The 23,961-nt window shown below is 42.9% G+C and carries 22 protein-coding genes; 2 read left to right on the top strand and 20 right to left on the bottom strand.

All coding sequences use genetic code 11. From position 1 onward, the window contains the following. Nucleotides 1–12: 12 nt before the first annotated feature. From FAY33_RS12085 to FAY33_RS12030, 12 genes are all read right to left on the bottom strand, one after another. A complete protein-coding gene (locus FAY33_RS12085) occupies nucleotides 13–3,495 on the bottom strand; it encodes a DNA polymerase III subunit alpha (RefSeq protein WP_143321484.1) in 3,483 nt (1,160 codons plus the stop codon). Nucleotides 3,496–3,653: 158 nt separating this feature from the next. Then, nucleotides 3,654–3,914, bottom strand: coding sequence for an HPr family phosphocarrier protein (locus FAY33_RS12080; protein ID WP_143321483.1), 261 nt, complete (start codon nucleotides 3,912–3,914; stop codon nucleotides 3,654–3,656). A gap of 29 nt (nucleotides 3,915–3,943) precedes the next feature. Next, on the bottom strand, nucleotides 3,944–4,912 hold the full coding sequence (whiA, locus tag FAY33_RS12075) for a DNA-binding protein WhiA (protein ID WP_143321631.1): 969 nt from the start codon (nucleotides 4,910–4,912) through the stop codon (nucleotides 3,944–3,946). 2 nt (nucleotides 4,913–4,914) lie between these two features. Beyond that, a complete protein-coding gene (rapZ, locus tag FAY33_RS12070) occupies nucleotides 4,915–5,796 on the bottom strand; it encodes an RNase adapter RapZ (protein ID WP_143321630.1) in 882 nt (293 codons plus the stop codon). A gap of 19 nt (nucleotides 5,797–5,815) precedes the next feature. After that, on the bottom strand, nucleotides 5,816–6,727 hold the full coding sequence (gene murB, locus FAY33_RS12065) for a UDP-N-acetylmuramate dehydrogenase (protein ID WP_143321482.1): 912 nt from the start codon (nucleotides 6,725–6,727) through the stop codon (nucleotides 5,816–5,818). Nucleotides 6,728–6,736: 9 nt separating this feature from the next. Then, nucleotides 6,737–7,669, bottom strand: a complete 933-nt coding sequence (hprK, locus tag FAY33_RS12060; protein ID WP_143321629.1) for an HPr(Ser) kinase/phosphatase — start codon at nucleotides 7,667–7,669, stop codon at nucleotides 6,737–6,739. Nucleotides 7,670–7,742: 73 nt separating this feature from the next. After that, nucleotides 7,743–9,611: an excinuclease ABC subunit UvrC gene (gene uvrC, locus FAY33_RS12055; RefSeq protein ID WP_143321481.1), complete on the bottom strand. Its 1,869-nt coding sequence runs from the start codon at nucleotides 9,609–9,611 to the stop codon at nucleotides 7,743–7,745. A 9-nt stretch (nucleotides 9,612–9,620) separates the two neighbouring features. Further along, a complete protein-coding gene (locus FAY33_RS12050; RefSeq protein ID WP_143321480.1) occupies nucleotides 9,621–10,127 on the bottom strand; it encodes a DUF1653 domain-containing protein in 507 nt (168 codons plus the stop codon). Between the two features lie 15 nt (nucleotides 10,128–10,142). Next, complete coding sequence (locus tag FAY33_RS12045; RefSeq protein ID WP_143321479.1) at nucleotides 10,143–11,522, bottom strand: putative glycoside hydrolase; 1,380 nt, start codon at nucleotides 11,520–11,522, stop codon at nucleotides 10,143–10,145. A gap of 119 nt (nucleotides 11,523–11,641) precedes the next feature. After that, nucleotides 11,642–12,412 (bottom strand): GNAT family N-acetyltransferase, encoded by a 771-nt coding sequence (locus FAY33_RS12040; RefSeq protein WP_143321478.1) that lies wholly within the window; start codon nucleotides 12,410–12,412, stop codon nucleotides 11,642–11,644. Between the two features lie 19 nt (nucleotides 12,413–12,431). After that, a complete protein-coding gene (locus tag FAY33_RS12035) occupies nucleotides 12,432–12,989 on the bottom strand; it encodes a DNA-3-methyladenine glycosylase I (protein WP_143321477.1) in 558 nt (185 codons plus the stop codon). Beyond that, a complete protein-coding gene (locus tag FAY33_RS12030; RefSeq protein WP_143321476.1) occupies nucleotides 12,989–13,861 on the bottom strand; it encodes a methionyl aminopeptidase in 873 nt (290 codons plus the stop codon). Before FAY33_RS12030 ends, FAY33_RS12035 begins: the two co-directional genes overlap by 1 nt. 181 nt (nucleotides 13,862–14,042) lie before the next feature. Between FAY33_RS12030 and FAY33_RS12025 the strand changes: the two genes are divergently transcribed. Then, on the top strand, nucleotides 14,043–15,521 hold the full coding sequence (locus FAY33_RS12025) for a DUF1846 domain-containing protein (protein WP_143321475.1): 1,479 nt from the start codon (nucleotides 14,043–14,045) through the stop codon (nucleotides 15,519–15,521). A 97-nt stretch (nucleotides 15,522–15,618) separates the two neighbouring features. Here FAY33_RS12025 and FAY33_RS12020 read toward each other — a convergent pair whose 3' ends face one another. The 7 genes from FAY33_RS12020 to FAY33_RS11990 form a co-directional block, all read right to left on the bottom strand. Further along, the gene (locus tag FAY33_RS12020) at nucleotides 15,619–16,137 is read right to left on the bottom strand and encodes a CarD family transcriptional regulator (protein ID WP_243126721.1); all 519 of its coding nucleotides are present in this window, start codon (nucleotides 16,135–16,137) and stop codon (nucleotides 15,619–15,621) included. 236 nt (nucleotides 16,138–16,373) lie between these two features. Beyond that, nucleotides 16,374–17,021 carry a deoxyribose-phosphate aldolase gene (gene deoC, locus FAY33_RS12015; RefSeq protein WP_143321474.1) on the bottom strand — a complete coding sequence of 216 codons (648 nt, stop codon included), beginning with the start codon at nucleotides 17,019–17,021 and terminating at the stop codon, nucleotides 16,374–16,376. Between the two features lie 23 nt (nucleotides 17,022–17,044). Then, entirely contained in the window at nucleotides 17,045–18,367 is a 1,323-nt protein-coding gene (locus FAY33_RS12010) for a thymidine phosphorylase (protein ID WP_143321627.1), read from the bottom strand. Continuing rightward, nucleotides 18,354–18,812, bottom strand: a complete 459-nt coding sequence (locus FAY33_RS12005) for a cytidine deaminase (protein ID WP_347562694.1) — start codon at nucleotides 18,810–18,812, stop codon at nucleotides 18,354–18,356. Before FAY33_RS12005 ends, FAY33_RS12010 begins: the two co-directional genes overlap by 14 nt. A gap of 20 nt (nucleotides 18,813–18,832) precedes the next feature. Beyond that, a complete protein-coding gene (locus tag FAY33_RS12000) occupies nucleotides 18,833–20,008 on the bottom strand; it encodes a phosphopentomutase (protein WP_347562691.1) in 1,176 nt (391 codons plus the stop codon). Between the two features lie 54 nt (nucleotides 20,009–20,062). Beyond that, nucleotides 20,063–20,398, bottom strand: coding sequence for a cyclic-di-AMP receptor (locus tag FAY33_RS11995; RefSeq protein WP_143321471.1), 336 nt, complete (start codon nucleotides 20,396–20,398; stop codon nucleotides 20,063–20,065). Nucleotides 20,399–20,511: 113 nt separating this feature from the next. Beyond that, nucleotides 20,512–21,090: an NUDIX hydrolase gene (locus FAY33_RS11990; RefSeq protein WP_143321470.1), complete on the bottom strand. Its 579-nt coding sequence runs from the start codon at nucleotides 21,088–21,090 to the stop codon at nucleotides 20,512–20,514. Between the two features lie 89 nt (nucleotides 21,091–21,179). Between FAY33_RS11990 and FAY33_RS11985 the strand changes: the two genes are divergently transcribed. Next, nucleotides 21,180–21,788: a manganese catalase family protein gene (locus FAY33_RS11985; RefSeq protein ID WP_143321469.1), complete on the top strand. Its 609-nt coding sequence runs from the start codon at nucleotides 21,180–21,182 to the stop codon at nucleotides 21,786–21,788. A 21-nt stretch (nucleotides 21,789–21,809) separates the two neighbouring features. On the opposite strand, the gene FAY33_RS11980 is transcribed toward FAY33_RS11985, so the two are convergent. Beyond that, nucleotides 21,810–23,729, bottom strand: a complete 1,920-nt coding sequence (locus tag FAY33_RS11980; RefSeq protein WP_143321468.1) for a DNA mismatch repair protein MutS — start codon at nucleotides 23,727–23,729, stop codon at nucleotides 21,810–21,812. Nucleotides 23,730–23,961: the final 232 nt, after the last annotated feature.

The following is a 23,961-nucleotide window of genomic DNA, read 5'->3' as shown; positions in this document are numbered from 1 at the left end:
ACATGTTGTATTCTAATTCATTTTGCCAATGTTTTCAAGTTTTTTTTCCACAACTTTGACATTTTTTTCACCAAGTAGGTCTGACAGATGATGAATCAGTTCTAAATCTGCACAGACATTCCGGTTGGAAGGCAGAACTTTTTTCGCCCGTTCTTTCTCCAGATATATGATAACAGAATCATTGCCCTCAGATTCTTTTAAGTCCTCCAGAATCTCCCGTTCCATTGCCGCATATTTCTCTTTATCCGGAAATTTCAGCCACAATTGTTTCGGCAGATTATCAAAAGGAATCACCCGTTCGCAGATCACTTTTCCCACAGGATCATCACCAATGGACACCCTGCCCTGAATAAATACTTTAGATTCTTCCACAAACAAAGCCCGCTTGCTTTCATAATCTTTTGGAAAAACAATGATTTCCACAGATCCTAACAGATCTTCCAGAGTAAGAAAAGCCATCATTTTATTATTTCTTGTAGTTTTCACGGTTTTTTCGGTAATCATTCCGCCAACTGTTACATAGGCGCCATCCGAAACTTTTGCACTCTCACTTTCCTCATCAACGATAAAATCAATGGATACTGCCGTAATATTGTTTCTCCAGGTAGACTCAAACGCTTCCAGGGGATGACCGCTTAAATAAATTCCCACTGTTTCCTTTTCAAATGTAAGCAGATCTTCTTTTAAAAATTCCCCTACATCCGGAAATGTAATCTGGAACCGTTTCTTTTCATCTTCTCCCGCAATATCAAATAAAGTCATCTGACCTTCCATGGTACTCTTTCGTTCTTTGCTTCTTTGATCAAGAAGCTCGGGAGCAATGAGAAGCTTTTGTTTTCTCGTTCCTGGAAGAGTGTCCAGGGCCCCTGACTTTATAAAGTTTTCCAAGGTTCTTTTGTTGACTTCCTTGTTACTCATCCGGTCAATAAAATCTTCAATATCGTGAAAAAGGCCATTCTGTTCCCGCTCAGAAACAATTAATTCCACCACCGATTTACCAACACTTTTAATGGCGGATAATCCATAACGGATGGAGTTTCCTGATACCGAAAAGCCGCTCTCTCCCTCGTTAATATCAGGTGGAAGAATAGAAATTCCCATCTGCTTGCAATTTAAAATGTATTCTGATACCTTTGATACGTTGTCCATTACAGACGTCAGCAGTGCTGCCATAAACTCCTGTGGATAGTAATATTTTAAATAGGCAGTCTGGTATGAAACCACGGCATAAGCTGCTGCATGGGATTTGTTAAACGCATATTTGGCAAAATCAATCATTTCATCATAGATTCTGTTTGCCACCTTTTCCTCAATTCCATTGGCAATGCATCCGGCAACGCCTTCTTCCGGATTGCCATAGACAAAGTTCTGACGCTCTTTTTCCATGACAGAGGTCTTCTTCTTTGACATGGCTCTCCGCACCAGATCGCTTCGTCCCATGGTATACCCTGCCAGATCTCTTACGATCTGCATCACCTGCTCCTGATAGACAATACAGCCATGGGTAGGACCTAAAATGGGAATTAGCTGAGGACAGTCATAAGTGATGGAATTGCGGTCATTTTTCCCCTTTAGATATTTGGGTATAAAATCCATAGGACCTGGGCGGTAAAGGGAAATTCCCGCAATAATATCTTCCAGACTCTCCGGTTTCAGCTCTTTCATAAAGCTCTTCATTCCAGAACTCTCAAGCTGAAATATGCCTTCGTCCTTGCCCGTTCCTATGGAGTCCAAAACCGCCTTATCATTATAATCAATCTTTTCCATATTAATGGATATATTCCGGTTTTTTTCCACACCTTTGACTGCATTCTGAATTACAGTCAGAGTGCGCAGCCCTAAAAAGTCCATCTTCAAAAGTCCCAGCTCTTCCAGGGTTGTCATGGTAAACTGGGTGGTAATGGTACCGTCGGAGGCTCTTGAAAGAGGAACGTATTCATCGACGGAAGTCCGGCTTATTACCACTCCCGCAGCGTGCATGGAAGTATGTCTGGGAAGTCCCTCTAATCTCATGGACATATCAATCAAATATTTCACTTCCGGATCTTCCTGATAGGCACTGCGAAGGTCAGGGCTTTGTTTTAGCGCCTTCTCCAGTGTCATGCCAAGATCTCCCGGGATCATCTTGGCAATGGCGTCACAACGGGCATAGGGCATGTCTAACACTCTTCCAACATCCCGGACCACGCCTTTTGCCGCAAGCGTACCAAAGGTAACGATCTGGACCACCTGATCCTTCCCATACTTGCGGACTACATAGTCAATCACTTCCTGACGCCGTTCATAGCAGAAGTCAATATCAATATCAGGCATGGATACACGTTCCGGATTAAGAAAACGTTCAAACAAAAGATTATAGGGCACTGGATCAATGTTGGTAATTCCAAGACAGTAAGATACAATGCTTCCTGCCGCAGATCCCCGCCCTGGTCCTACCATAATGTCCTGGGTTCTGGCATAATGAATAAAGTCCCACACAATGAGGAAATAATCTACATACCCCATGGAATGAATTACATCAAGTTCGTAATCCAGCCTCTCCTTTAATGTTCCGTCATCTTCTGGATAATGCTTTGCAAATCCTTCCAGACACAGCTTATTCAGATATGTCCAGGCATCATATCCCTCAGGCACATCGAACTTGGGAAGCTTGGTTACACCAAATTCAATCTCCACGTTACAGCGCATGGCAATCTTGTGGGTGTTCTCAAGAGCATGGACTGCATAGGAAAACAGCCCTCTCATCTCTTCTTCAGACTTGCAGTAATACTGGCCTCCCTCATAGCGCAACCGGTTTTCATCCGCTACCTTTTTCCCTGTCTGGATACATAACAGGATATCATGAGGAGCTTCATCTTCTGCATATGTATAATGAATGTCGTTGGTTGCAACCAGTTCAATCCCCGTCTCTTCACTCATGCGCAGAAGTCCCTGATTCACCGTCTTTTGAGCAGGAATCCCATGATCCTGAAGTTCCAGGAAAAAGTGATCCTTTCCAAATATCTCCTGGTAATGAAGTGCGGCTTCTTTTCCCTGTTCGTACATTCCCCGACTGATAAAACGCTGTACTTCTCCTGCCAGACAGGCACTTAAGGCAATGATTCCTTCGTGATACTCTTCTAAAACTTCATAATCCACTCTTGGTTTATAATAAAATCCATCGACAAATCCTTTGGATACAATCTTCATCAGGTTCTGATATCCCTGATTGTTCTCAGCCAGAAGAACCAGATGGTAGTATCTGTCTTCGCCTCTGTTGACTTCCCTGTCAAACCTGGAACCGGAAGTCACATAGACTTCACAGCCTATTATCGGCTTTACACCAGCTTCTCTGGCAGCTCTGTAAAAATCAATTACTCCATACATTACACCATGGTCTGTAATCGCCACGCTGTCCATGCCCAGTTCTTTCACTCTTGCCACAAGCTCTTTGATCTTGCTGGAGCCGTCAAGCAGACTGTATTCCGTATGGACGTGTAAATGCGTAAATGCCATCTGTCATTTCTCCTTCTTTCTTCATTTCTTTTATTATAACACAAAGAAAGGTTCCCTGGAACAGCTTCCCGCACATTCCCCTCTGCAACAACAAACGGAGCCTCCAAAATACCTATGGAAGACTCCGCTTTATTCATCTGATTCAATCGTATTTATTGTTATGATTCATTGCTGCTTAAATATTTTTCAATTTCAGTAACAGCCTGTTCTTCATCACTGCCTTCAGCAATAACCGTAATCTGTTCCCCCGCCGCAAGACCAAGAGTCATCATTCCCATAATACTCTTCGCATTGACTTTTTTGGATTCAATTTCAACATAGATGTTGCTTTCGTACTGACTCGCAACCTGAACCAACATAGCAACTGGTCTGGCTTCTAAGCCTGATGCAAGTTCCACGGTGACTGTTTTTCTTACCATAATTATCCTCCTCATTCCTATGAACGAATCTATTCCACTGTGCTGCCCATACTTTCTGTACGCAGCCGAGCTGCCAGATCACAAAGCTTCCTCAGCCGGTGGTTCACACCTGATTTCCCTACAGGCGGATCAAGGGATTCCCCCAGCTCTTTTAACGTAGCCTCCGGCCTTTCCAGTCTCTCCCTGGCAATCTCACTAAGATTTTCCGGAAGATGATCAAGCCCGATCGTATCTCTGATAAATATTATATCTTCTATCTGCTTAACCGCAGCCGATACCGTTTTATTAATATTGGCAGTCTCACAGTTGACCTGTCGGTTCACACTGTTACGCATGTCCTTTAAAATCCTAATATTCTCCAATTCCATCAAAGTAACAGGAGCTTCCATTACATTAAGTATATCCACAATCTGGCTGCCCTCTTTGATGTAAACCACAAAATACCGTTTTCTCTTCACAATCTTTGCTTCCAGATCAAATGTCGCAATAATGGACTTTAACTGTTCTGCCTTCTCTTCTGTGGCGCATACGATTTCAAAATGGTAGAACTTTTCAGGATCACTTAATGAACCTGATGATAAAAAGGCTCCGCGAATAAACGCTCTTCTGCAGCAGGACTGTTGAATGACCACATTCCGTACTACGTTTAAGTTTTCCCCAACTTCTCCGTTTTCATCAAGAAGCTTCGTCGCATGCAAAATTCGAAGAGCATCTTCATGCTCCCGAATTGTTACCGTATAAGAACGATTCTTATTCAAGTATGCGTTTCTTCTAATTGAAACATCAGTACTTATATTAAATGTTTTTTTCAATAAAGTAAAGTACTTTCTCGCAACTGCCACATTTTCCGTATGAATTTTAATCTTATAGCGGTCTTCTTCGGAAATCATGATCTTACCGCACAAACTGATAATGGCAGCCATTTCTGCAATCTGGCAATGTCTCGCCGGACTGATCTGCCGGGAAAGCTCCTCTTTTAACTTGGAAGAAAATGACATCACTAGACCATCCTTTTCCGTTTATTATCCTTGTCAATGTCTCTGTGTTCTATCTTAATCCCAAATTCTTCCCTTGGTTTTAATCTGTCATATACTGCCTTTGCAATGGTGACCGAACGGTGTTTGCCTCCCGTACAGCCTATGGCAACCACAAGCTGATTCTTTCCCTCCAGCACATAGTTTGGAATAAGAAAGTCCAGCATATCATTCAGCTTGTCCAGAAACTGATCTGCGGTACCATGCTGCATCACATAGTCCCGCACCACCTTCTCTTCCCCGGTCTTAGGACGTAATTCTTCCACATAATAGGGATTGGGAAGAAATCTTACATCAAACACCAGATCTGCATCAGAGGGAATTCCGTATTTAAAGCCAAAAGAAAGTATAGTAATGTATAAGTTCCGGTAAGATTCATGATTCACAAAAATCTTCTCCAGTTCCTGTCTCAGTTCCTTGGTGAGAAGCTTGCTGGTATCAATAATATAATCTGCCTCTTCTTTTAGAAATGCAAGTTTTCCACGTTCCTTTTTGATTCCGCTGTCAAGCCGTCCGCCTGCTGCAAGCGGGTGTGCCCTCCTGGTCTCCTTATAACGCTTGATCAGAATTTCATCTCCCGCATCAAGGAAAAGGATCTCAAAGGGCACCCGGCTTCTTGACCACTCGTCAAAAATTCTGTTTAACACAGACAAATCTTCTCCGCTTCGGATATCAATTCCCAAAGCTGCATTTGGAATCCCACCGGGATTGTTAAAAGTCAGCTCTGCAAACGTCTCGATCAGGGGAATGGGAAGATTATCCACACAATAAAACCCCATATCTTCTAACATCTTTAATGCCTGGGTCTTTCCTGCTCCTGACATCCCCGTTACGATTACAAGCCTCACATCGTTCTCCTTTGCACTGTTAGAAATTCCCCAGTGTCTTAACTTCCATCTCAAGTTCTACTCCGGATTTCTTACGTACCCGTTCTTTTACCTGCTCACATAAAGAAATAATATCCGCTGCCGTTGCATGTTCTTTATTGATTACAAAGCCGCAGTGCTTTTCTGAAATCTGCGCACCGCCCACAGAGAATCCTCTTAAACCAGCATCCTCAATCAGCTTACCGGCAAAATATCCTTCCGGACGTTTAAAAGTACTGCCTGCGCTTGGATATTCCAGAGGCTGCTTTTCTTTTCTTCTTGCTGCCAGTTCATCCATCCGGCTCTTTATGGATATGTTATCCCCGTCTTTTAAACGGATTCTGGCACTTGTTACAAGATACTGATTGGGAATAATACAACTGGTCCTGTATCCCAGAGAAAGATCTTTTGCAGAAACCTCCTTCCCCTCTCCTTCCGGTGTCAGAACACGGGCGGAAAGAAGGACTTCCTTCATCTCAGATCCATAAGCACCTGCATTCATCACCACAGCACCCCCAAGAGTACCGGGGATTCCTGCTGCAAATTCAAAACCAGTCAAAGAAGCTTTGTATGCTTCCTGTGCAATCCGGGCGAGAGACAATCCTGCTCCTGCATGAACAATTCCACGCTCCCGGTCCACATGGCACTCTTTAAAACCGTCCATGGAGATTACAACTCCGTCAAATCCCTTATCTCCTACTAAAAGGTTGCTTCCATTGCCAAGTACGAAATAAGGAATCTTTTCCCTCCTGCAAAGAAGAAGAACTTGTGAGAGTTCCTTTTCTTCTGTAGGAGTCACAAAGCATGCAGCAGGTCCGCCTACCTTAAATGAGGTATGCTTCCACATCTCTTCTCCTGCCTTTATATGGTCTTTATCGGCTGCATCAAGAAGTTTTTCATAAATTTCAGTCATTCAGACACCTCAATCATCCTGTTTTCTTGACAGGTTCGCCTGGACGCGGTTATACAATTCCTGAGCCGCGTTGTACCCCATCTTCTTTTGTCTGTAGTTGACAGCCGCGGATTCAACAATAATTGCCAGATTACGTCCTGGACGTACGGGAATGGAATGACATACCACCCGGTTTCCTAAAAATTCTGTATACTGGTCTTCAATCCCCAGTCTGTCATACTCTTTATCCTTATCCCAGTCCTCTAATTTAATTACCATATCAATTGCCTGGGTATCTTTAACACTCTCCACACCGAATAAGGTTTTCACGTCAATAATGCCGATTCCACGAAGTTCGATAAAATGCTTTGTGATCTCAGGAGCACTTCCAATTAAAGTTGCTTCACTGACTTTTCTGATCTCCACCACATCATCAGTGACCAGACGATGCCCTCTTTTAATGAGTTCCAGTGCCGCTTCGCTTTTACCGATTCCGCTCTCTCCCATAATCAGAACACCTTCACCAAATACATCCACCAGCACCCCGTGAATGCTGATGCATGGTGCCAGCTTTACTTTAAGCCAGCGGATGACTTCTGCCATAAGATCGGAAGTAGATTTATCTGATACAAGACAGGGAACATTATAATGGTTGCAAAGTGCCAGAATATCCTCATCAGGAACCTGGCTCCGACTGTATACCAGGCAGGGAATCTGACAGGAAAGAAGCTTTTCATACATCTCATGTTTTCTTTCTCTGGTCATCTGGTTAATATATTCCTGTTCCACATAACCGATAATCTGCACCCGCTCGTTATCAAAATGATCAAAGAATCCGGCTAACTGAAGTGCCGGACGATTCACATCCGGATGGCTTAAGACAATCTTCTCTGCATCTATCTCCGGAGTCATGTTCCGAAGGCTCATCTTTTTGATCAAATCTGTTATCGCTACTCCATGCATGGCGAAACGCTCCTTTTTTTCCATCTGTTTTTTTCATACTAACACAGATTTTGTATTTTGAAAAGCTTAAAGACTAATGAAAAAACTCGTAAACACTTTTTGCAGACCTTGCATTCATGCCTGGAATCTTCTCCAAATCCTCTATTTCAGCTTCTTTAATGGCTTCCAGTCCTTTAAATTCACGCATCAGCGCTTTCCTTCTGTTTGGTCCGATATCAGGAATATCATCGAGAATGGATTTGACCTGCCCCTTGCTTCTTAAGCTTCTATGGTATTCAATTGCAAACCGATGGGCTTCATCCTGAATTCTGGTAATCAGTTTAAATCCTTCGGAATGACGGTCAATCGGAATCTCCACATTATTGTAATAAAGTCCACGGGTCCGGTGGTTGTCATCTTTAACCATTCCGCAGACAGGAATGGAAAGTCCCAGCTCACGCATCACTTCTAAGGCAATATTCACCTGCCCCCGTCCGCCATCCATCATGATCAGATCAGGAAAACGGGTAAAACTGCCAAACTCCTTATCTACCCCTTTTTCCTTAAGTTCTTCCATCTCTTTTAAGCCATGGGAAAACCTTCTGGTCAGCACCTCATTCATGGATGCATAATCGTTGGCTCCCTTAACCCATTTAATCTTAAATTTCCGGTAGTCGTTTCGTTTTGGTTTGCCGTTTTCATAGACAATCATAGAACCAACTGACTCAAAACCGCTTATGTTGGAGATATCAAACGCTTCAATTCTTTTAACACCGGAAAGACCAATCCAGCCGCCCACTTCATTCATGGCACCAATGGTACGGAGTTCTTCCCGCTTGATCTTTTCTTTATCCTGGGATAATACGAGGGCTGCATTCTTCTCAGCCAGTTCCACAAGCCGTTCCTTCTGCCCCTTTAACGGAACCATGATCTTAACCTTCTGTCCCCGTTTGGCAGTGAGCCATTCTCCGATTACGGATTCTTCCTCCAACCCTGTCTGAACCCACAGTTCCTTTGGAATAAATGGAGTTCCGGCATAAAACTGCTTTACAAAGCTTGTTAAAATCTGCTGATTATCTTCTGCTGCTCCGATGGTCACATGAAAATGCTCCCTGCCGATAAGCCTGCCCTCTCTGACAAAGAATACCTGAACCACTGCATCCTTTTCGTCCTTTGCCATGGCGATGATATCCCTGTCCTCCATACCGCTGTCTGTAATCTTCTGCTTTTGTGCAATCTGCTTTACGCTGTTTAACAGATCCCGGTATTCAATCGCTTTTTCATAATCCATCTCATCCGAAGCCTTCTGCATCTTTTCTTCCAGCATTCCCATAACAGGGCTGTATTTCCCTCCAAGGAACTCAAGTGCCTGGTTAATGGATTTATAATACTCTTCTTTGCTTATATAACCCTGACACGGAGCAGAACACTGCTTGATGTGATAATACAGACAGGGACGCTCCTTGCCGATATCTTTTGGTAAATTCCGGTTGCAGGTCCTGATCTGATAGATCTTATGAATCAGTTCAATGGTATCTTTTACTGCACCGGCACTGGTGTAAGGGCCAAAGTATTTGCTCTTATCCTTCTTCATCTCCCTGGAAAATAAAATCCTTGGAAAATCCTCATATACAGTTACCTTGATATAAGGATAAGTCTTATCATCCTTTAACATGGTATTGTAACGGGGCCGGTGTTCTTTAATCAGATTGCACTCCAACACAAGAGCTTCTAATTCGGAGTCTGTTATAATGTATTCAAAACGGGCGATCCTCGACACCATTTGTTCTATTTTTGATGTCTTATTTCTACTGCTCTGAAAATACTGCCTTACCCTGTTTTTTAAGCTGATCGCCTTTCCCACATAGATAATTTCGTCCCGCTTGTCGTGCATGATGTACACTCCAGGCTGGGACGGCAGTTTTTTTAATTCTTCTTCTATATTAAATTCGATGTGGTCCATTTAAACGAATCACCTCAATCTTGTTCCATCGTATTTATTCTGCAGTACTAAGTAACGTTCCACCGCGTAATACTTCTCTTCTGGTTCGGAACCGGTTCTTCCGACTTCCAGAATCTCGCAGATGGCAGAGAGTTCTTCTGGTGTAAACCTGTCTTTTCTGTGACGTAGAACCTCTAACTTCTCATGATAAGTCCTTGCGTCAAGAAATGCAAGAAGATTTTTATTAACTCTTCCGTTTTCCTCCTCCGCAGATTCTTGTATTTCTTCTCTTTGTTCCGTCGTAGAGAAGGTTACTTTTTCAAACCGGTATTTCTGTTTTACATCTGGATATTTCTCATGATCCACCTCGCTTAAAAACATGGACAGCGGGCGGACGTATACGCCAAAGGTTCCATAAAGTGCCTGGTATACCACCATTTCTTCCCTGGTTTCAGAGTGAATGGCAACTGCCATCACCTGATACATATTCCCTTTAAAATGCCTGTAGAATTCTCCTGGTCTGGGCGTTATATCCATGTGTTTTCTCGCTTTCTATCTTCCTGGGCTTCCTGTGGTTATAATGACCACGTCCGGTTTCTTTCTTTTTTTCTTAGCCTTTTCTTTCACATCACTCGGGCTTGTCTCTTCTTTTTCTATCTGTCCTTCCAGGCTCGTGCCAGCTTCTGATCTGGTACTTTCCTCCAGGGGTTTCTGTTCCAGTGCCTCTTGGGATTCTCTCAGATGTTGGAGCTTCTTTTGCTCCTGTTTCCCCTCTTCTTCGCTTAAAATACCTTCCCATGTATAATCATTGGAAGCGCTCCAAAGGATCCATTCATCATATCCCGCATCGTAAACTGCCTGAATCTGCGCCCGCACCTCTTCCGGTCCATAAGGAATATGATTTTCCAGATAAGAAGCAGTAAAATCCTGAAGCCAGGGGCGGACAATTGCCTGCCGCTCTCCCTGCCCCTTTGTTTTTAAAAGATCCTGCTTTGACCGCTCAAGTGCTGCTAAAATAGTATTATAAGGCTCTGTATCCGGATGTTCAATACCAAAATTCCCTTCTCCATAATGGGACGGATAAATCATGGGACTGATATAATCAAGATGCTGTGCCATATCATGATAGATCTGTCCCACCGCTTCTGCATCAATTCTGCTGCCGATGATAGTGCCAAACACATCCGCCGACACAAATACATCATGGGGAGAAAGCCTGTCATAAGCGTATTTGATAAATTCTGTAATGATATCCGTCTTAGATCTCCCTCTGGTATCTGATTCTTCAAATACTACCTGTTTCATGGAACTGTCTGTAGCAAAACGGATATAATCAAATTGAACTTCATCAAATCCTGCCTTTGATGCTTCTGCCCCAACCTCCACCAGATAGTCCCACACCTCCTGGCGGTATGGGTTCACCCAGGCCAGTCCTTTTTTATCCCGATGAAGGCTTCCGTCCTTATTCTTAAGACTCCATTCTGGTTTCTTCTCTGCCAGATACGGATCACGGAATGCCACCACCCGGGCAATGGTGTACAGATTTCTGGACTTTAATTCTGCCATCAGGGCATCCATATCTTTTATATACCGCTCCTGTGCTCCAATCTCATTCACTGTAGGTGCATCATTCATGGCATAGGTAATACGGCCATCATCGTTTTTTACATCAATGACAACCGTATTAATCTCTGTTCCTTTAATCTTATCAAGAATATCAGAAAATCCTTCTGAACCTGCCATATAACCAGAGATGTAGATTCCCTTTACTTTTACCGGTTTCTTCCCTGGTGCAGCGGAAACCTCCACTGGGATCTGCTGTGATTCCCCGCTGGAAGAATCCGTTTCTTCTAAATCAGGAACACCTTGATATCTGCTGCACCCGGATGCCACCAGGGAACACATGATTACTGCCAAAAGCCATCTTTTCATAATACTTTGTTCACTTTCTTTATGGTTTTTTATGTCCATATCGTAATAAATATTTAACATTTTACCATAATTTGTAAACTTTTCCAATGAAAATTTAATATTTCGGCCGGAACTATATTCTAAAAACCTATTATTTCATATACATGGTACTCATAATCAAACTCATAACCCAGCTTTTCAGAAAGTGCCACAGATCCTGGATTCTGGGCATCCCAGCTTGGATATAAGCCTTTGTCCAGACATTCCAGAATCAGCTTCGCACCACATGCAAGTGCTGCGCCGCGGCGTCTGTAATCTGCTCTTGTATCAATCTCAATCTCGATTCCCTCACGATAAACCGAATAAGAAGAAGCACCGGAAACCACTCTGCCCTCTACTACAGCAGCAACACCAATTCCCCGGGTTTTATAATCCTCATATCCCTCAAATTGAGCACATAGATCCCTGGACCATGGCTCTGCCATAATCTGGTCATAAAGCTCCTGATCAATCATTCGCAAAGAAAAAGGGGTAGGAACCTGCCTTACGATTTTTTCCAGATGCTCCCGGTTAAATCCATGAGGATTTTTCTTAATGGCATAACGGCTCACCTTTTTTGCACTGGATTTCCATACTTCTTCGATAGCCAATGCCCATTTTTGATCTCTGGGTACCATAATAATGAAGCCGGATTTCCAGTCTGATGGTTTATTGCGGATCAAATCTTTGTCGGGTTTACCAGAAAAGAAGCAAAAATCTCCTAAAAGCAACTGGGCAGACTGAGGATTCCTCCCATTATCTGCATATGCTCTTCCCATCAATCCCTGAAGACAGGAATAGATCATCGTCTCTTCCCAACCTGAAAACAAAGGTTCTAAAACTGATTTCTCAATTATTTCTACAACGCTCAATATAACAGTTCTCCTTATGTTAGTTGCACTTACGACAGAAGCAGGAAAGTTCATGATCATTGACAACGCCTACTGCCTGAAGATAAGAGTATATCGTGACAGATCCCACAAATGCCATACCTCTCTTTTTTAAATCCTTTGACAAGCAATCTGACAGTTCCGTCTTAACTGCAAAATTATCGTCATGATTCAATATAACTTTACCGTCAGTAAATCCCCACAAATACCTGGAAAATGACCCGAATTCCTTCTGGATCTGCAAGAATACTTTTGCATTCTTTACAGCAGCCTCCATCTTCTTCCGGTTTCTGATCAGTCCTTTGTTCTGCATCAGTTCTTCTAACTTATCCTCCCCGTAAGAAGCCACTTTTTCTGCGCAGAAGCCATCAAAGGCAGTCCGGAATTCTTCCCTTTTCTTTAATATGGTAATCCAGGAAAGTCCCGCCTGGAATGCCTCTAAAAGAAGCATCTCATACAGTTTCTTATCATCATGAACTGGAACCCCCCACTCTTCATCATGGTATTTTACATAGACCGGTGATTTTTCATCTACCCAGAAACAGCGTTTTTTCTCCATTACCTTGCCAGTACCTCCGGACCATCTTCCGTAATCAGTATTGTATATTCCCACTGGGCGGACAAACTGCCATCCTGGGTAGAAATGGTCCAGCCATCTTCTTTATCCTGTACTACATCCGGCTCACCGGCATTGACCATAGGTTCAATTGTAAATATCATCCCTGGTACTAAAAGCATGTCGGTTCCCCTTGTTCCAATATGACTTACCCAAGGTTCCTCATGGAATTCGATGCCTACTCCATGACCGCCGATTTCTCTGACTACAGTAAATCCATTGGCATAAATGTATTCGGAAATAGCGGCACCAATATCTCCCAGATGACCCCATGCCACCGCTTCCTTTAACGCCAGGTCTACACTTTCTTTTGTAACTCTCACCAGCTTTTCTGCTTCTTCGGATACAGTTCCAATGCAGTACATTCTGGAGGCATCCGCATAATACCCATTTACAATGGTGGTTACATCTACATTAATAATATCACCATCTTTTAATATCCTGTCTTTATCTGGAATGCCGTGACATACAACTTCATTGATGGAGGTGCACACACTCTTTGGATAACCTTCAAAATTAAGTGGTGCCGGTATCCCGCCAAGACGGATGGTGTTTTCATGAACCAGGGTATTAATGTCTTCGGTACTCATTCCTGCCTTTATGTTTTCACCTACTATATCAAGAATCTGATTATTGATCACACCTGCATGTCGGATTCCTTCGATCTGAGCCGGTGTCTTTATCATATTGTGCTCCGGAACTTCGTGTCCCATCATCTCATATTTCTCAATTTTCTGATCGAATGCAAGATGACAGCTTTTGTATTTCTTTCCACTGCCGCACCAGCAAGCATCATTTCTACCTATTTTACGCATTTCTTACCTCCTTCTTACTACATCGTTTTAACATGTTTGGGTCTGAATGTAAAGTATTTTGCTTAAATAAAGAAACAGGAAAAATCCCCATGGCAATTCCATATTTAATATGATACAATCTATGGGTATCAGGGTCAAATAGTAGAAAAGGAAGAAACACGCACAAGCAATGGAGGGACAAATGAAATTTGGATTTGACAACAACAAGTATTTAAACATGCAGTCAGAGCATATCAAGGAGCGGATCGGCCAATTTGGAGACAAGCTTTATCTGGAATTCGGAGGCAAGTTATTTGACGATTATCACGCTTCCAGAGTGCTTCCGGGATTTGAGCCTGACAGCAAACTCCGCATGCTGATGCAGCTTTCTGACCAGGCGGAGATTGTAATCGCCATCAGTGCATCCGATATTGAAAAAAACAAGATCCGTCATGACCTTGGCATCACTTATGATGTAGATGTACTTCGCCTGATTCAGTCTTTTACAGACAAAGGGCTTTATGTAGGAAGTGTCGTTATTACACAGTATTCCGGTCAGAAATCTGCCGACGTCTTCAAATGCAAGCTGGAACATATGGGAATCAGCGTTTACCGTCATTACATTATTGACGGATATCCAGGCAACATTCCCTTTATTGTAAGTGACGAAGGTTACGGCAGAAATGAATATATAGAAACTACCAAACCACTGGTTATCATCACTGCCCCAGGACCTGGAAGCGGCAAGATGGCAACCTGCCTTTCCCAGCTTTATCATGAGAACAAGAAGGGAACCAAGGCGGGATATGCCAAATTCGAGACATTTCCAATCTGGAATATTTCCTTAAAGCATCCGGTAAATCTCGCCTATGAGGCGGCTACCGCAGATTTAAATGACGTCAACATGATTGACCCGTTTCATCTGGAAGCTTACGGGAACACTGCCGTTAATTATAACCGGGATGTAGAAGTCTTTCCCGTACTCAGTGCCATTTTTGAAGAGATTTACGGGGAATGCCCTTATAAATCCCCTACAGACATGGGTGTGAATATGGCTGGTTTTTGTATCGTTGATGATGAAGTCTGCAAAGAAGCCTCCAGAAAGGAGATTCTAAGGAGATATTATCAGGCACTTTTGCGTCTGGCAAATGACATGGGCTCCAAAGACGAAGTCTATAAGCTTGAGCTTTTGATGAAGCAGGCTAAGATCACCGTTGACAGCCGCAAAGTTATAAAGGCTGCTACTGATCTTGCAGAGGCAAAAGGTTCTCCCTGTGCTGCTTTAGAGCTGGAAGACGGCACTGTAATTACAGGAAAGACCACCAAACTCCTTGGAGCTTCCGCCGCACTTTTATTAAATACCGTAAAAGTACTTGGCCACATTCCCCATGACGTTCATCTGATCGCTCCTTCTGCTATTGAGCCAATTCAGAAGTTAAAAACCAAGTATCTTGGAAGCAAAAACCCAAGACTTCACACAGATGAAGTCCTGATTGCGTTATCTGCCTGTGCTGCCACAGACCCCAATGCGCAGATCGCCCTGGAACAGCTTCCAAAGCTAAAAGGATGCGATGCCCATACCTCTGTGATTCTTTCCGATGTGGATATGAAAACATTTAAAAAATTAGGGGTGAATTTAACCAGTGAACCACTGTATGAAGAAAAGAAGATATACCACTAGGATGTGCAGATTGGATCAATGAGTTTTCAAACACCCCCTAAATAAAACAGGTATACTGCAGAAGAAAAAAGACTGATTCCTTCTGCAGTATACCTGTTTAGCTTTCTAATACGACATTCACCTGTTTTTCAACAATATCTTTTACTCCAGTCCGTTCTAATACGAGAGCGGCGGCAAGTTCCCCATAGAGAAGTTCCTGAGCCATATTAAAATAGAAGTCATCTTTTGCCGTGCTTTTCTTACCTTCTGCCAGACGCTTCTGTTTCTTTAGATAAAGTGTTTTAATGATCTGCATCCAACCGGTGCACTCATTCTTCATCATGATCTCTTTGTATTTTCCCTCTCTCTGCCTGTCATCAAGAACCCAAATGGTCTCAATCTCTGGAATCTGATCAATAAGGTCTAAGGCTTCCTCTCTGGTAAAGGCGGCTCTCATCTGCGCCTTCTTATTGTCCACGGGTGTATAAACCGCGCTCTGCTGCTCTTCGTAAAGCGGCTTAAGCGTATAATATAGCCGATCCTCATCCGCTGCTGACATGTTAAGGCATCCAATCTCCTTCACTTTACAAATCCCATGGGTACCAAACATAACCAGATCATTTACCTGAAACATCATACATTCCTCCTGACTGAACAACACCACAATGAAACCAAAGTTACAACTACTACCTTTCATTATAACACTTTCAGGCACCTTTTGTCAGTGTTTTTTTGTTTTTGTTAATTTTCGTTAAAAATAGCCAGAGAAATGTCCTGTATTATTTGTGCAATTTAGCCTTATTGCCTATATGTTTTAACTAAATATCTATCAATTCATAAAATATCAGATTTTTCAACATTTATAACGTATTATTATTTATCTTTCAACAGCTTGACCGCACTGCTTGCACCCACTCTGCCGCAGCCAGCTTCTATGTAAGCTCTCAAATCCTCCAGAGTGCGTACTCCACCTGCTGCTTTTATCTTCACTCCTGGTCCAATATGATTTTTGAACAACCGGATATCTTCAAGGCTGGCTCCAGCACTGCCAAACCCAGTGGATGTTTTGATGTAATCAGCATTGCCATTGGTAACTGCCTGACACATGGCAATTTTTTCCTTTTCTGTCAGATAACACGTTTCAACAATGACTTTTAGAATTCCATTTCCAACAGACTGTTTGAGTAGAGCAATCTCTTCTTCTATCTTTTTATACTCTCCATTTTTCACATCAGTCAGATTGATTACCATATCCACTTCCGACGCTCCGTTTGCTACCGCCTCACGGGTTTCCGTTTCCTTTGTTCTGGCTGTGCTGTAACCAAGAGGGAACCCCACCACCGTACAGATAGTAAGAGTCGGGAATTCCTTGTGGACCCTGGCGACATAAGAGGGCGGAATACAAACAGAAGCGGTCTGATATTCTTCTGCTTCCTGGCATAGTATACGAATCTCCTCCCAGGAGGCAACCGCCTTTAACAACGTATGGTCCACATAATGCAACATATCCTGATCTGTCATTGAATTTCATTCCTTTCTGTTCATCACAAAAGCGTAACGCCCTGCTTTGTGACTCTGGCATAAATAAATGGTTCTTTTAAAGGCTGTTCCTTACCAATGAAAATCGCCTTATTCAATTCCTCGCTGGCCGTTGGTAAAAGTTCTTTCTTTGATGAATAGAGAACTCCTATGACTTGCCCTTTCTCCACCTTATCTCCAACTTTTTTCTTAAGAACGATTCCAGCACTTGGATCAATGATGCTCTCTTTTGTGATTCTTCCTGCTCCCAAGAGAGAGGAGGCGATTCCGCAGCGTTCTGTATCCATCCGGACGATGTATCCACCAGCCTGTGCAGTCAGTTCCAGGGAATAAGGTGCCTTTTGAAACAGAGAAGTGTCCCGGATTACTGTGGAATCTCCGCCCTGTGCTTCTACCATGGCAATCAAACGGTTAAACGCACTCTTATCTCTGATGGCCTCTTCTGCCATTGCCCTGCATGTGTCATGAGTTCCTTTTCCTGCCAGTTCCAGCATTCCTGCGGCAAGTTCCAGGCAGACTTCAGTCAGATCAGCCGGTCCATTTCCATTAAGAGTCTCCACCACTTCCACCACCTCCAGGCTATTACCGATCCGATTTCCCAGCGGAATGTCCATATTGGTGATGAGTGCCATGGTCTTCTTTCCGGCGTGCTCCCCGATGGCAACCATCTTTTGAGCAAGAGCAATGGAGTTGTCAAGGGTTTTCATAAATGCTCCGCTTCCAGTTTTCACATCAAGAAGAATACAGTCACTTCCTGCCGCCAGTTTTTTACTCATAATTGAAGCTGCAATCAAAGGAATGCTGTCCACTGTTCCGGTCACATCCCGTAGAGCATAAAGCTTTTTATCTGCAGGGGCAAGATTCCCGGATTGACCGATGACCGATAGCCCTGCTGTATGGACCGCCTCAAAGAATTCTTCTTGTGTCAGAGTGGTCTTCATACCAGGTATGGACTCCATTTTATCAACGGTTCCTCCGGTATGACCAAGTCCCCGCCCTGACATTTTTGCGACTTTTACCCCACAGGCTGCCACAATGGGAGCAACGATCAGTGTGGTCTTATCTCCCACCCCTCCGGTAGAATGTTTATCCACTTTCACACCTTCGATAGGTGATAAATCCACCATATCTCCAGAATGGGCTACTTCATTGGTGAGAATGGCTGTCTCTCTGTCATCCATTCCTTTAAAATAAATCGCCATTAACATCGCTGCCATCTGATAATCTTTAATTTCATCCCTTACATAACCCTGAATCATGAAATGAAGTTCTTCTTCACTGAGAGCTTCTCCATTTCTCTTTTTTACGATCAGATCATACATTCTCATGATTTTCATGTCCCCCGTTTCCTTCTTCTGATTTTAGGTTATCTCCTGTAAATCCCAGAGGAAGCAGATCTTTTAACAGATAGGTCCGGCTTTTTTCTCCTGCTCCCAATAGGATCAGGAATTCTTCCGGATCACAGAATTCTGCCATCACCTGCCTGCACACTCCGCAGGGAGCACAAAAATCTCCCTGCTCTCCTTTTTTATTGCCTGTAATGGCAATCGCACAAAACTCCGTAACGCCTTCTGAAACCGCGCGGAAAAACGCAGTTCTTTCTGCACAGTTTGTAGGGGAATAAGAGGCATTTTCGATGTTGCAGCCCCGGTATATGATCCCGTTTTTTCCAAGAAGAGCTGCTCCCACTGTAAAACCCGAATAGGGAGCATAGGCATTCTTCTGGGCTTCATATGCTTCTTCTATCAAAAGACTTTTTATTGAATCATCTATTTTCAAAAAGATTCCTCCTGTTATTGTTTTACTTCTTCTAAGAAACTGGTTCCTGAGATGCTTCCTTTTACCTGGAATAAGTCAAGGACTGTAGCTGCAATATCCGCAAAGGTCTCTCTTGTTCCTATGGATACGCCTGCTTTGATTCCTTCCCCATAAATCAGCATGGGGGTATATTCTCTGGAATGATCTGTACTTGGAGTTCCCGGATCACAGCCGTGATCTGCTGTAATAATCAGAACATCGTCCATTCTCATTGCCTTTATAAACTCTCCTAACTGCACATCAAAATCGGTGGCAGCCTGGGCATATCCTTTTACATCATTGCGGTGGCCATAAAGCATGTCAAAATCCACCAGATTCACAAAACATAACCCATGGAAATCGTCCTTCTGTGTCTTTAATGTCTGAATCATCCCATCCGTATTATTGACGATGGAAGTCGTCTTATCAATTCCCTTTCCTGCAAAGATATCGTAAATCTTACCAATGCCAATGGTATCAAGTCCAGCCTCTTTCAGGCAGTCGAGCATGGTCGTCTTTGGAGGCAAGAGGGAATAATCATGGCGGTTTGGCGTCCGTTTAAAATCTGGATGAGTCCCCACAAAGGGTCTGGCAATGACACGCCCCACTCCATGCTCTCCTTTTAACAGTTCTCTCGCAATCTTGCAATACTCATAAAGAGTTCCTAATGGAACCACTTCCTCATGAGCTGCAATCTGAAATACACTGTCTGCGGAAGTGTATACAATCAAATCACCTGTTTTGCAATGAGCCTCCCCATAGTCCCTAATCACATCGGTTCCGGAATAGGGACGGTTGCAGAGGATTCCCCGTCCCGTTCTTTTTTTGAATTCATCAAGAATTTCATCGGGAAAACCTTCCGGATATGTGGGTAGAGGTTCATTGGAAATAATCCCTGCAATCTCCCAGTGTCCGATGGTGGTATCTTTTCCCTGAGAACGTTCTGTCATTCTTCCATAGGAACCAATAGGTGCCTCTTCTTTTTCACCTGCTGTGACCCCATCTATATTAAACATTCCCAACTTTTTTAAATTAGGTGTGTAAAATTCTTTTGTTTTTGCAATGCTTCCCAGTGTATTGCTTCCTTCGTCATGGAACTTCGCAGCATCAGGTGCTTCTCCAATACCAAAACTGTCCAGAACAATTAAAAATACTCGTTTTGTTTCTAACATATTCATTCCTCCTGTTACGAAAAGGGATTGCTGTGCAATCCCTCTCCCAGTTCATCAAATTTTTTCAAATCTTTCAACATCTGTTACAAATATAGTAGCTCCGCCCAGTTCTACGGTCATTGGCATCATCATAAATGATGATGATACAGATGCCAGATTGGGGGCAGGAACATTTGTGGTTATGGTCTGGCGTTTTCCGCAAGTATCTTTAATCAGATCAATGACCTCTTCTACCTGCTCATCTTCCGTACCAATCATGAGAGTTGTGTTGCCTTTCTTTAAAAAGCCGCCTGTTGTGGCAAGTTTTGTCACACTGTAATGGTGTTCATTCAGGGCATCGGTCACCCGGTTTCCATCATCGGAACTGACGATTGCATAAATAATCTTCATATCTACCACCTCACTGTTCTATTGGGCAAAACTGCATTTATTAGCTGCTTCTATTATAAAACATAATCAGGAAAAATAAAACAACCAATTCTACTTTTATTTAAAGTTTTCTGTTAATAAGCAATATTCTGTACTTTCTGAATTAGTTTTTGGTAAATACGTTCTTTCATCCACGGTTCTCTCACAATTTGCAAACATTCCTCCAGCCCAAACCAGCCCACTCCACTGTTCTCATCTTCTTTTTTATGAATTTCCTGCCTGTCATCGGCTTCCAGCAGATAGGTTATATTAAGGTGAAGATGGGACGGAACATACACGCCCTTTTTTTCATGTCCGTTTACCGTGAGGATTTCCAGGGAAAAGATATCTTCCAAAACCGGAGTCACAACTTTAATTCCAGTCTCCTCCTGTGCCTCTTTCATGGCTACATATAAGAGATCCGTTTCTCCATCTGCATGACCTCCGGTCCACGCCCATGAGTCATAGATATTATGATACGCCATTAAAACTTTATTCCTAGCTTCATTCACCACCCAGCCGGAGGATGAAAAGTGAGCCTCTTCATTTTCCCGGTAAAAGCAGGAATCTCCCTGATGGAGATAGACAAGAATCCGCTCCTTATCCTTTTTCTCCTGTTCATTCATTGGCTGGAAATGTTCCACTGATTCCATTAACTGTTTTATCTTGTCCATCTTTATGTTGTCTCCTTTTTCTTTCGTTTTCAGTCATACTAAGACATCTTATGGATATATTTTAGAGAATAAGTAAAACGAGGTGTCTTATGGACTTATCATCTTTGGTGTATGCGGACAATTCCCCCTGGCCTCCTGTGGAAATCGAGGCTCAGAACAGGCAGTATGCGGCTGCCATGCTTTCTAATATAGGAGCCTGTAATTCAGAAATGTCCGCGATCAGCCTTTATGTTTACAACAGCATCCTTACAAAAAGCTATTTCCCCGACATTGCGGAATGTTTCCATAAAATCAGCATAGTGGAGATGCACCATCTAAATATATTTGGGGAACTCTCCATAATGCTGGGAACAGATCCCAGATTATGGAGCTATCAAAATGGACGGATGCAGTACTGGTCCCCCGGCTGCAATCGCTACCCCACCAGAATCGGTGCTCTGGTTTCTAACGCATTAAACGGAGAGTTGGAGGCCATTAAAAAATATCAAAATCAGGCTCAGTGGATTGACGATTGCAACATTAAAGCCCTCTTAAACCGGATCATTGCCGATGAACTGTGCCATGTAGAAATATTCCGGTTTATTCTGGCTGAATTAAATCAGGATTCCTTTATCCAGTCTGCGGAATATCACAGTTCCGAAGAGGACTGTGAGGCAGAGGAAACCGAAGACGAAGTCAAAGACTGTGAACCTACATAATCATTTGCTTTTGGGGAGGGCTTACTTCTCATCCTGTCTGATCTCCAAGCCCTCCTGATAGCCTTTTTCCATCTTATGCCTTGCTTTTCTGTTCGCAACCGTATCAAATATTATGGAAAAATCATAATTCTCCGGATACAGTTGTGCAGAACGGACTAAAAGCTTAACACGTTTCTGGTTGAGCCAGATTTTTTTATCAGGCATCTGAATCTGTATCATTCCTTTTTCATTGACTGTCTTACAGACAATTCCCTTCTTTTTATCCGGATAGACAAGGACACTGTCACCGATGGAGAATAATTGTTCCATCTCATTTTTATTCGTAATTGGCTTTTTGTCTTTTTCTATGGACGGACCTTTTGATGGGTAATGACCGGTTTGCTGCAGGCTGAATTTTTCCTGACTCTTCCCTTCTTTCCAGTTCCCATAAGCATACGCTCTTGCCTTTTCTACCATTTCTTCCGGCATTCCAAGCCTTTTTGCAATAGCAAGTGCACAGCTTTCCCCTGCTTCTCCTATTTCCATCAGGTAAAGAGGTTCTAACGTATTTTTGTCAAAAGCCATGCGTGCATTGGTCACGCCTTTGGTCTCTCTGGCGTAGGTCTTAACCTCAGGGTAGTGAGTTGTGGTCAAAAACAGACAGCCTCTTAACCGCAGTTCTTCCAGAATTGCGATTGCAATTCCCATCCCTTCCGCAGGATCTGTACCGGAACCCAGTTCATCCATAATTACCAGACTTTCTTTATTCACAGCGTCCAGAATCCTCATTACATTGGAAATATGAGCCGAAAATGTGGATAAATTCTCTGTAATATTCTGTCCATCTCCAATATCGCAAAGCACCTGACTGTTCATACAAAGATCTGCCTGCTCACAGGGAACATGAAGCCCGCACTGCGCCATAAGGCAGAATAGACCAACGGTCTTAATGGATACAGTTTTTCCTCCTGTGTTTGGTCCTGTAATAATGATTCCCTGTTCTGTCTTTCCTATCTCAAAGGTAAGAGGCACTGCAGTACTGGCATCCATTAACGGATGACGCCCTTGGATAATCTGAATATACCGTTCCGTATTAATAGAGGGCTGGATTCCATTCATTTCTAAACTCAACTGCCCTTTTGCAAATAAAAAATCCAGTTTTTCTAAATAATGCTTGTTTTTCTCCAGGACCGGAAGATTTTCTTCCACAACTCCGGTCAGTGTATAGAGAATTCTCCTGACCTCATTCTCCTCTTCAATTCTTAACTGCTCCAATTCTCCGTTGAGCATGGAAACAGCGGCTGGTTCTATGAATAAAGTAGCTCCTGTGGCGGACTGGTCGATGACACTGCCTGGAACCATGGATTTATAATCCTTCTTTACGGGGAGGCAGGTTCTGCCGTTTTTTATGGTTATAAACGAGTCTGAAAAATACTTTTTATTTTTCCTCAAAATGCTTTCTGTCTTTGCCCGCAGCCGTTCTTCCACCTTTCCAATCTCCTGACGAAGATTTTTTAAGGTTCTGCTGGCATAGTCTTCCACTCTTCCGTTTCGAATGCTTTCATAGATCAATTGGGATAGCTCTGAAAGAGGGTCTAAATCCAATTCGTAATATGCCAGGCTCACTTCTAAATTCTTACACCGGTTCAAAAACTCTTTTAAACGCTTCACACCTGTAAGCATTGCTCCCATTTGTTCCAGTTCTCCAGCCTGCAGGCAGCCTCCTTGTTTTGCAGTCACGATTATATCGGTAAGATCTTTCATTGCCACAGCCGGTGGAATACCCATGCGGTCCAGTATAATCCTTGCTTCTGTGGTGTCCCTGAGATCTTTTCGTACCTGGCTTTCTTTTCTGGATGGAGTTAAATTCCTGATCTGCTCTTTTGCTGCTTCTGTATGTGAAAAACCTTCTAATACTTCTAATATTTTATAAAATTCTAATGTCTGAAATGTGTGATCCATGTCTTTCTCCCTGTTTTTATTCATCATCAAGATTCCTAAAATTCATGGAGCATAACCGCAGTCTGCCATTTTAAACAACAAAAAAACCTGTGAGATCACAAATCGACATCTCTCAGGCTTCTAACCTATCTGGTCTGCTTTGTATCTTCATGGGCAAAACAGGTACACAAATAAAAAGAGAAATCTTCATTCTCCTTTCATGATGCCTGTTCTCAATATAAAACTACTTTAC

The sequence above is a fragment of the Clostridium sp. HBUAS56010 genome (genome assembly GCF_007115105.1).
GTDB lineage: Bacteria > Bacillota > Clostridia > Lachnospirales > Lachnospiraceae > Lacrimispora.
This window is presented reverse-complemented; position numbering and strand designations above follow the sequence as displayed.

Excerpts from the sequence above, each read along its gene's own strand:
- uvrC (WP_143321481.1), bottom strand. The coding sequence starts at position 9,611 with ATGGACCACATCGAATTTAATATAGAAGAAGAATTAAAAAAACTGCCG.
- FAY33_RS12030 (WP_143321476.1), bottom strand. The coding sequence starts at position 13,861 with ATGCGTAAAATAGGTAGAAATGATGCTTGCTGGTGCGGCAGTGGAAAG.
- FAY33_RS12050 (WP_143321480.1), bottom strand. The coding sequence starts at position 10,127 with ATGGATATAACGCCCAGACCAGGAGAATTCTACAGGCATTTTAAAGGG.
- FAY33_RS11990 (WP_143321470.1), bottom strand. The coding sequence starts at position 21,090 with ATGGACAAGATAAAACAGTTAATGGAATCAGTGGAACATTTCCAGCCA.
- FAY33_RS12085 (WP_143321484.1), bottom strand. The coding sequence starts at position 3,495 with ATGGCATTTACGCATTTACACGTCCATACGGAATACAGTCTGCTTGAC.
- FAY33_RS12000 (WP_347562691.1), bottom strand. The coding sequence starts at position 20,008 with ATGTTAGAAACAAAACGAGTATTTTTAATTGTTCTGGACAGTTTTGGT.
- FAY33_RS12020 (WP_243126721.1), bottom strand. The coding sequence starts at position 16,137 with ATGATGTTTCAGGTAAATGATCTGGTTATGTTTGGTACCCATGGGATT.
- FAY33_RS11985 (WP_143321469.1), top strand. The coding sequence starts at position 21,180 with ATGGACTTATCATCTTTGGTGTATGCGGACAATTCCCCCTGGCCTCCT.
- deoC (WP_143321474.1), bottom strand. The coding sequence starts at position 17,021 with ATGACAGATCAGGATATGTTGCATTATGTGGACCATACGTTGTTAAAG.
- FAY33_RS12025 (WP_143321475.1), top strand. The coding sequence starts at position 14,043 with ATGAAATTTGGATTTGACAACAACAAGTATTTAAACATGCAGTCAGAG.
- FAY33_RS12010 (WP_143321627.1), bottom strand. The coding sequence starts at position 18,367 with ATGAGAATGTATGATCTGATCGTAAAAAAGAGAAATGGAGAAGCTCTC.
- hprK (WP_143321629.1), bottom strand. The coding sequence starts at position 7,669 with ATGCATGGAGTAGCGATAACAGATTTGATCAAAAAGATGAGCCTTCGG.
- whiA (WP_143321631.1), bottom strand. The coding sequence starts at position 4,912 with ATGTCATTTTCTTCCAAGTTAAAAGAGGAGCTTTCCCGGCAGATCAGT.
- murB (WP_143321482.1), bottom strand. The coding sequence starts at position 6,727 with ATGACTGAAATTTATGAAAAACTTCTTGATGCAGCCGATAAAGACCAT.
- FAY33_RS12080 (WP_143321483.1), bottom strand. The coding sequence starts at position 3,914 with ATGGTAAGAAAAACAGTCACCGTGGAACTTGCATCAGGCTTAGAAGCC.
- FAY33_RS11995 (WP_143321471.1), bottom strand. The coding sequence starts at position 20,398 with ATGAAGATTATTTATGCAATCGTCAGTTCCGATGATGGAAACCGGGTG.
- FAY33_RS11980 (WP_143321468.1), bottom strand. The coding sequence starts at position 23,729 with ATGGATCACACATTTCAGACATTAGAATTTTATAAAATATTAGAAGTA.
- FAY33_RS12035 (WP_143321477.1), bottom strand. The coding sequence starts at position 12,989 with ATGGAGAAAAAACGCTGTTTCTGGGTAGATGAAAAATCACCGGTCTAT.
- FAY33_RS12045 (WP_143321479.1), bottom strand. The coding sequence starts at position 11,522 with ATGAAAAGATGGCTTTTGGCAGTAATCATGTGTTCCCTGGTGGCATCC.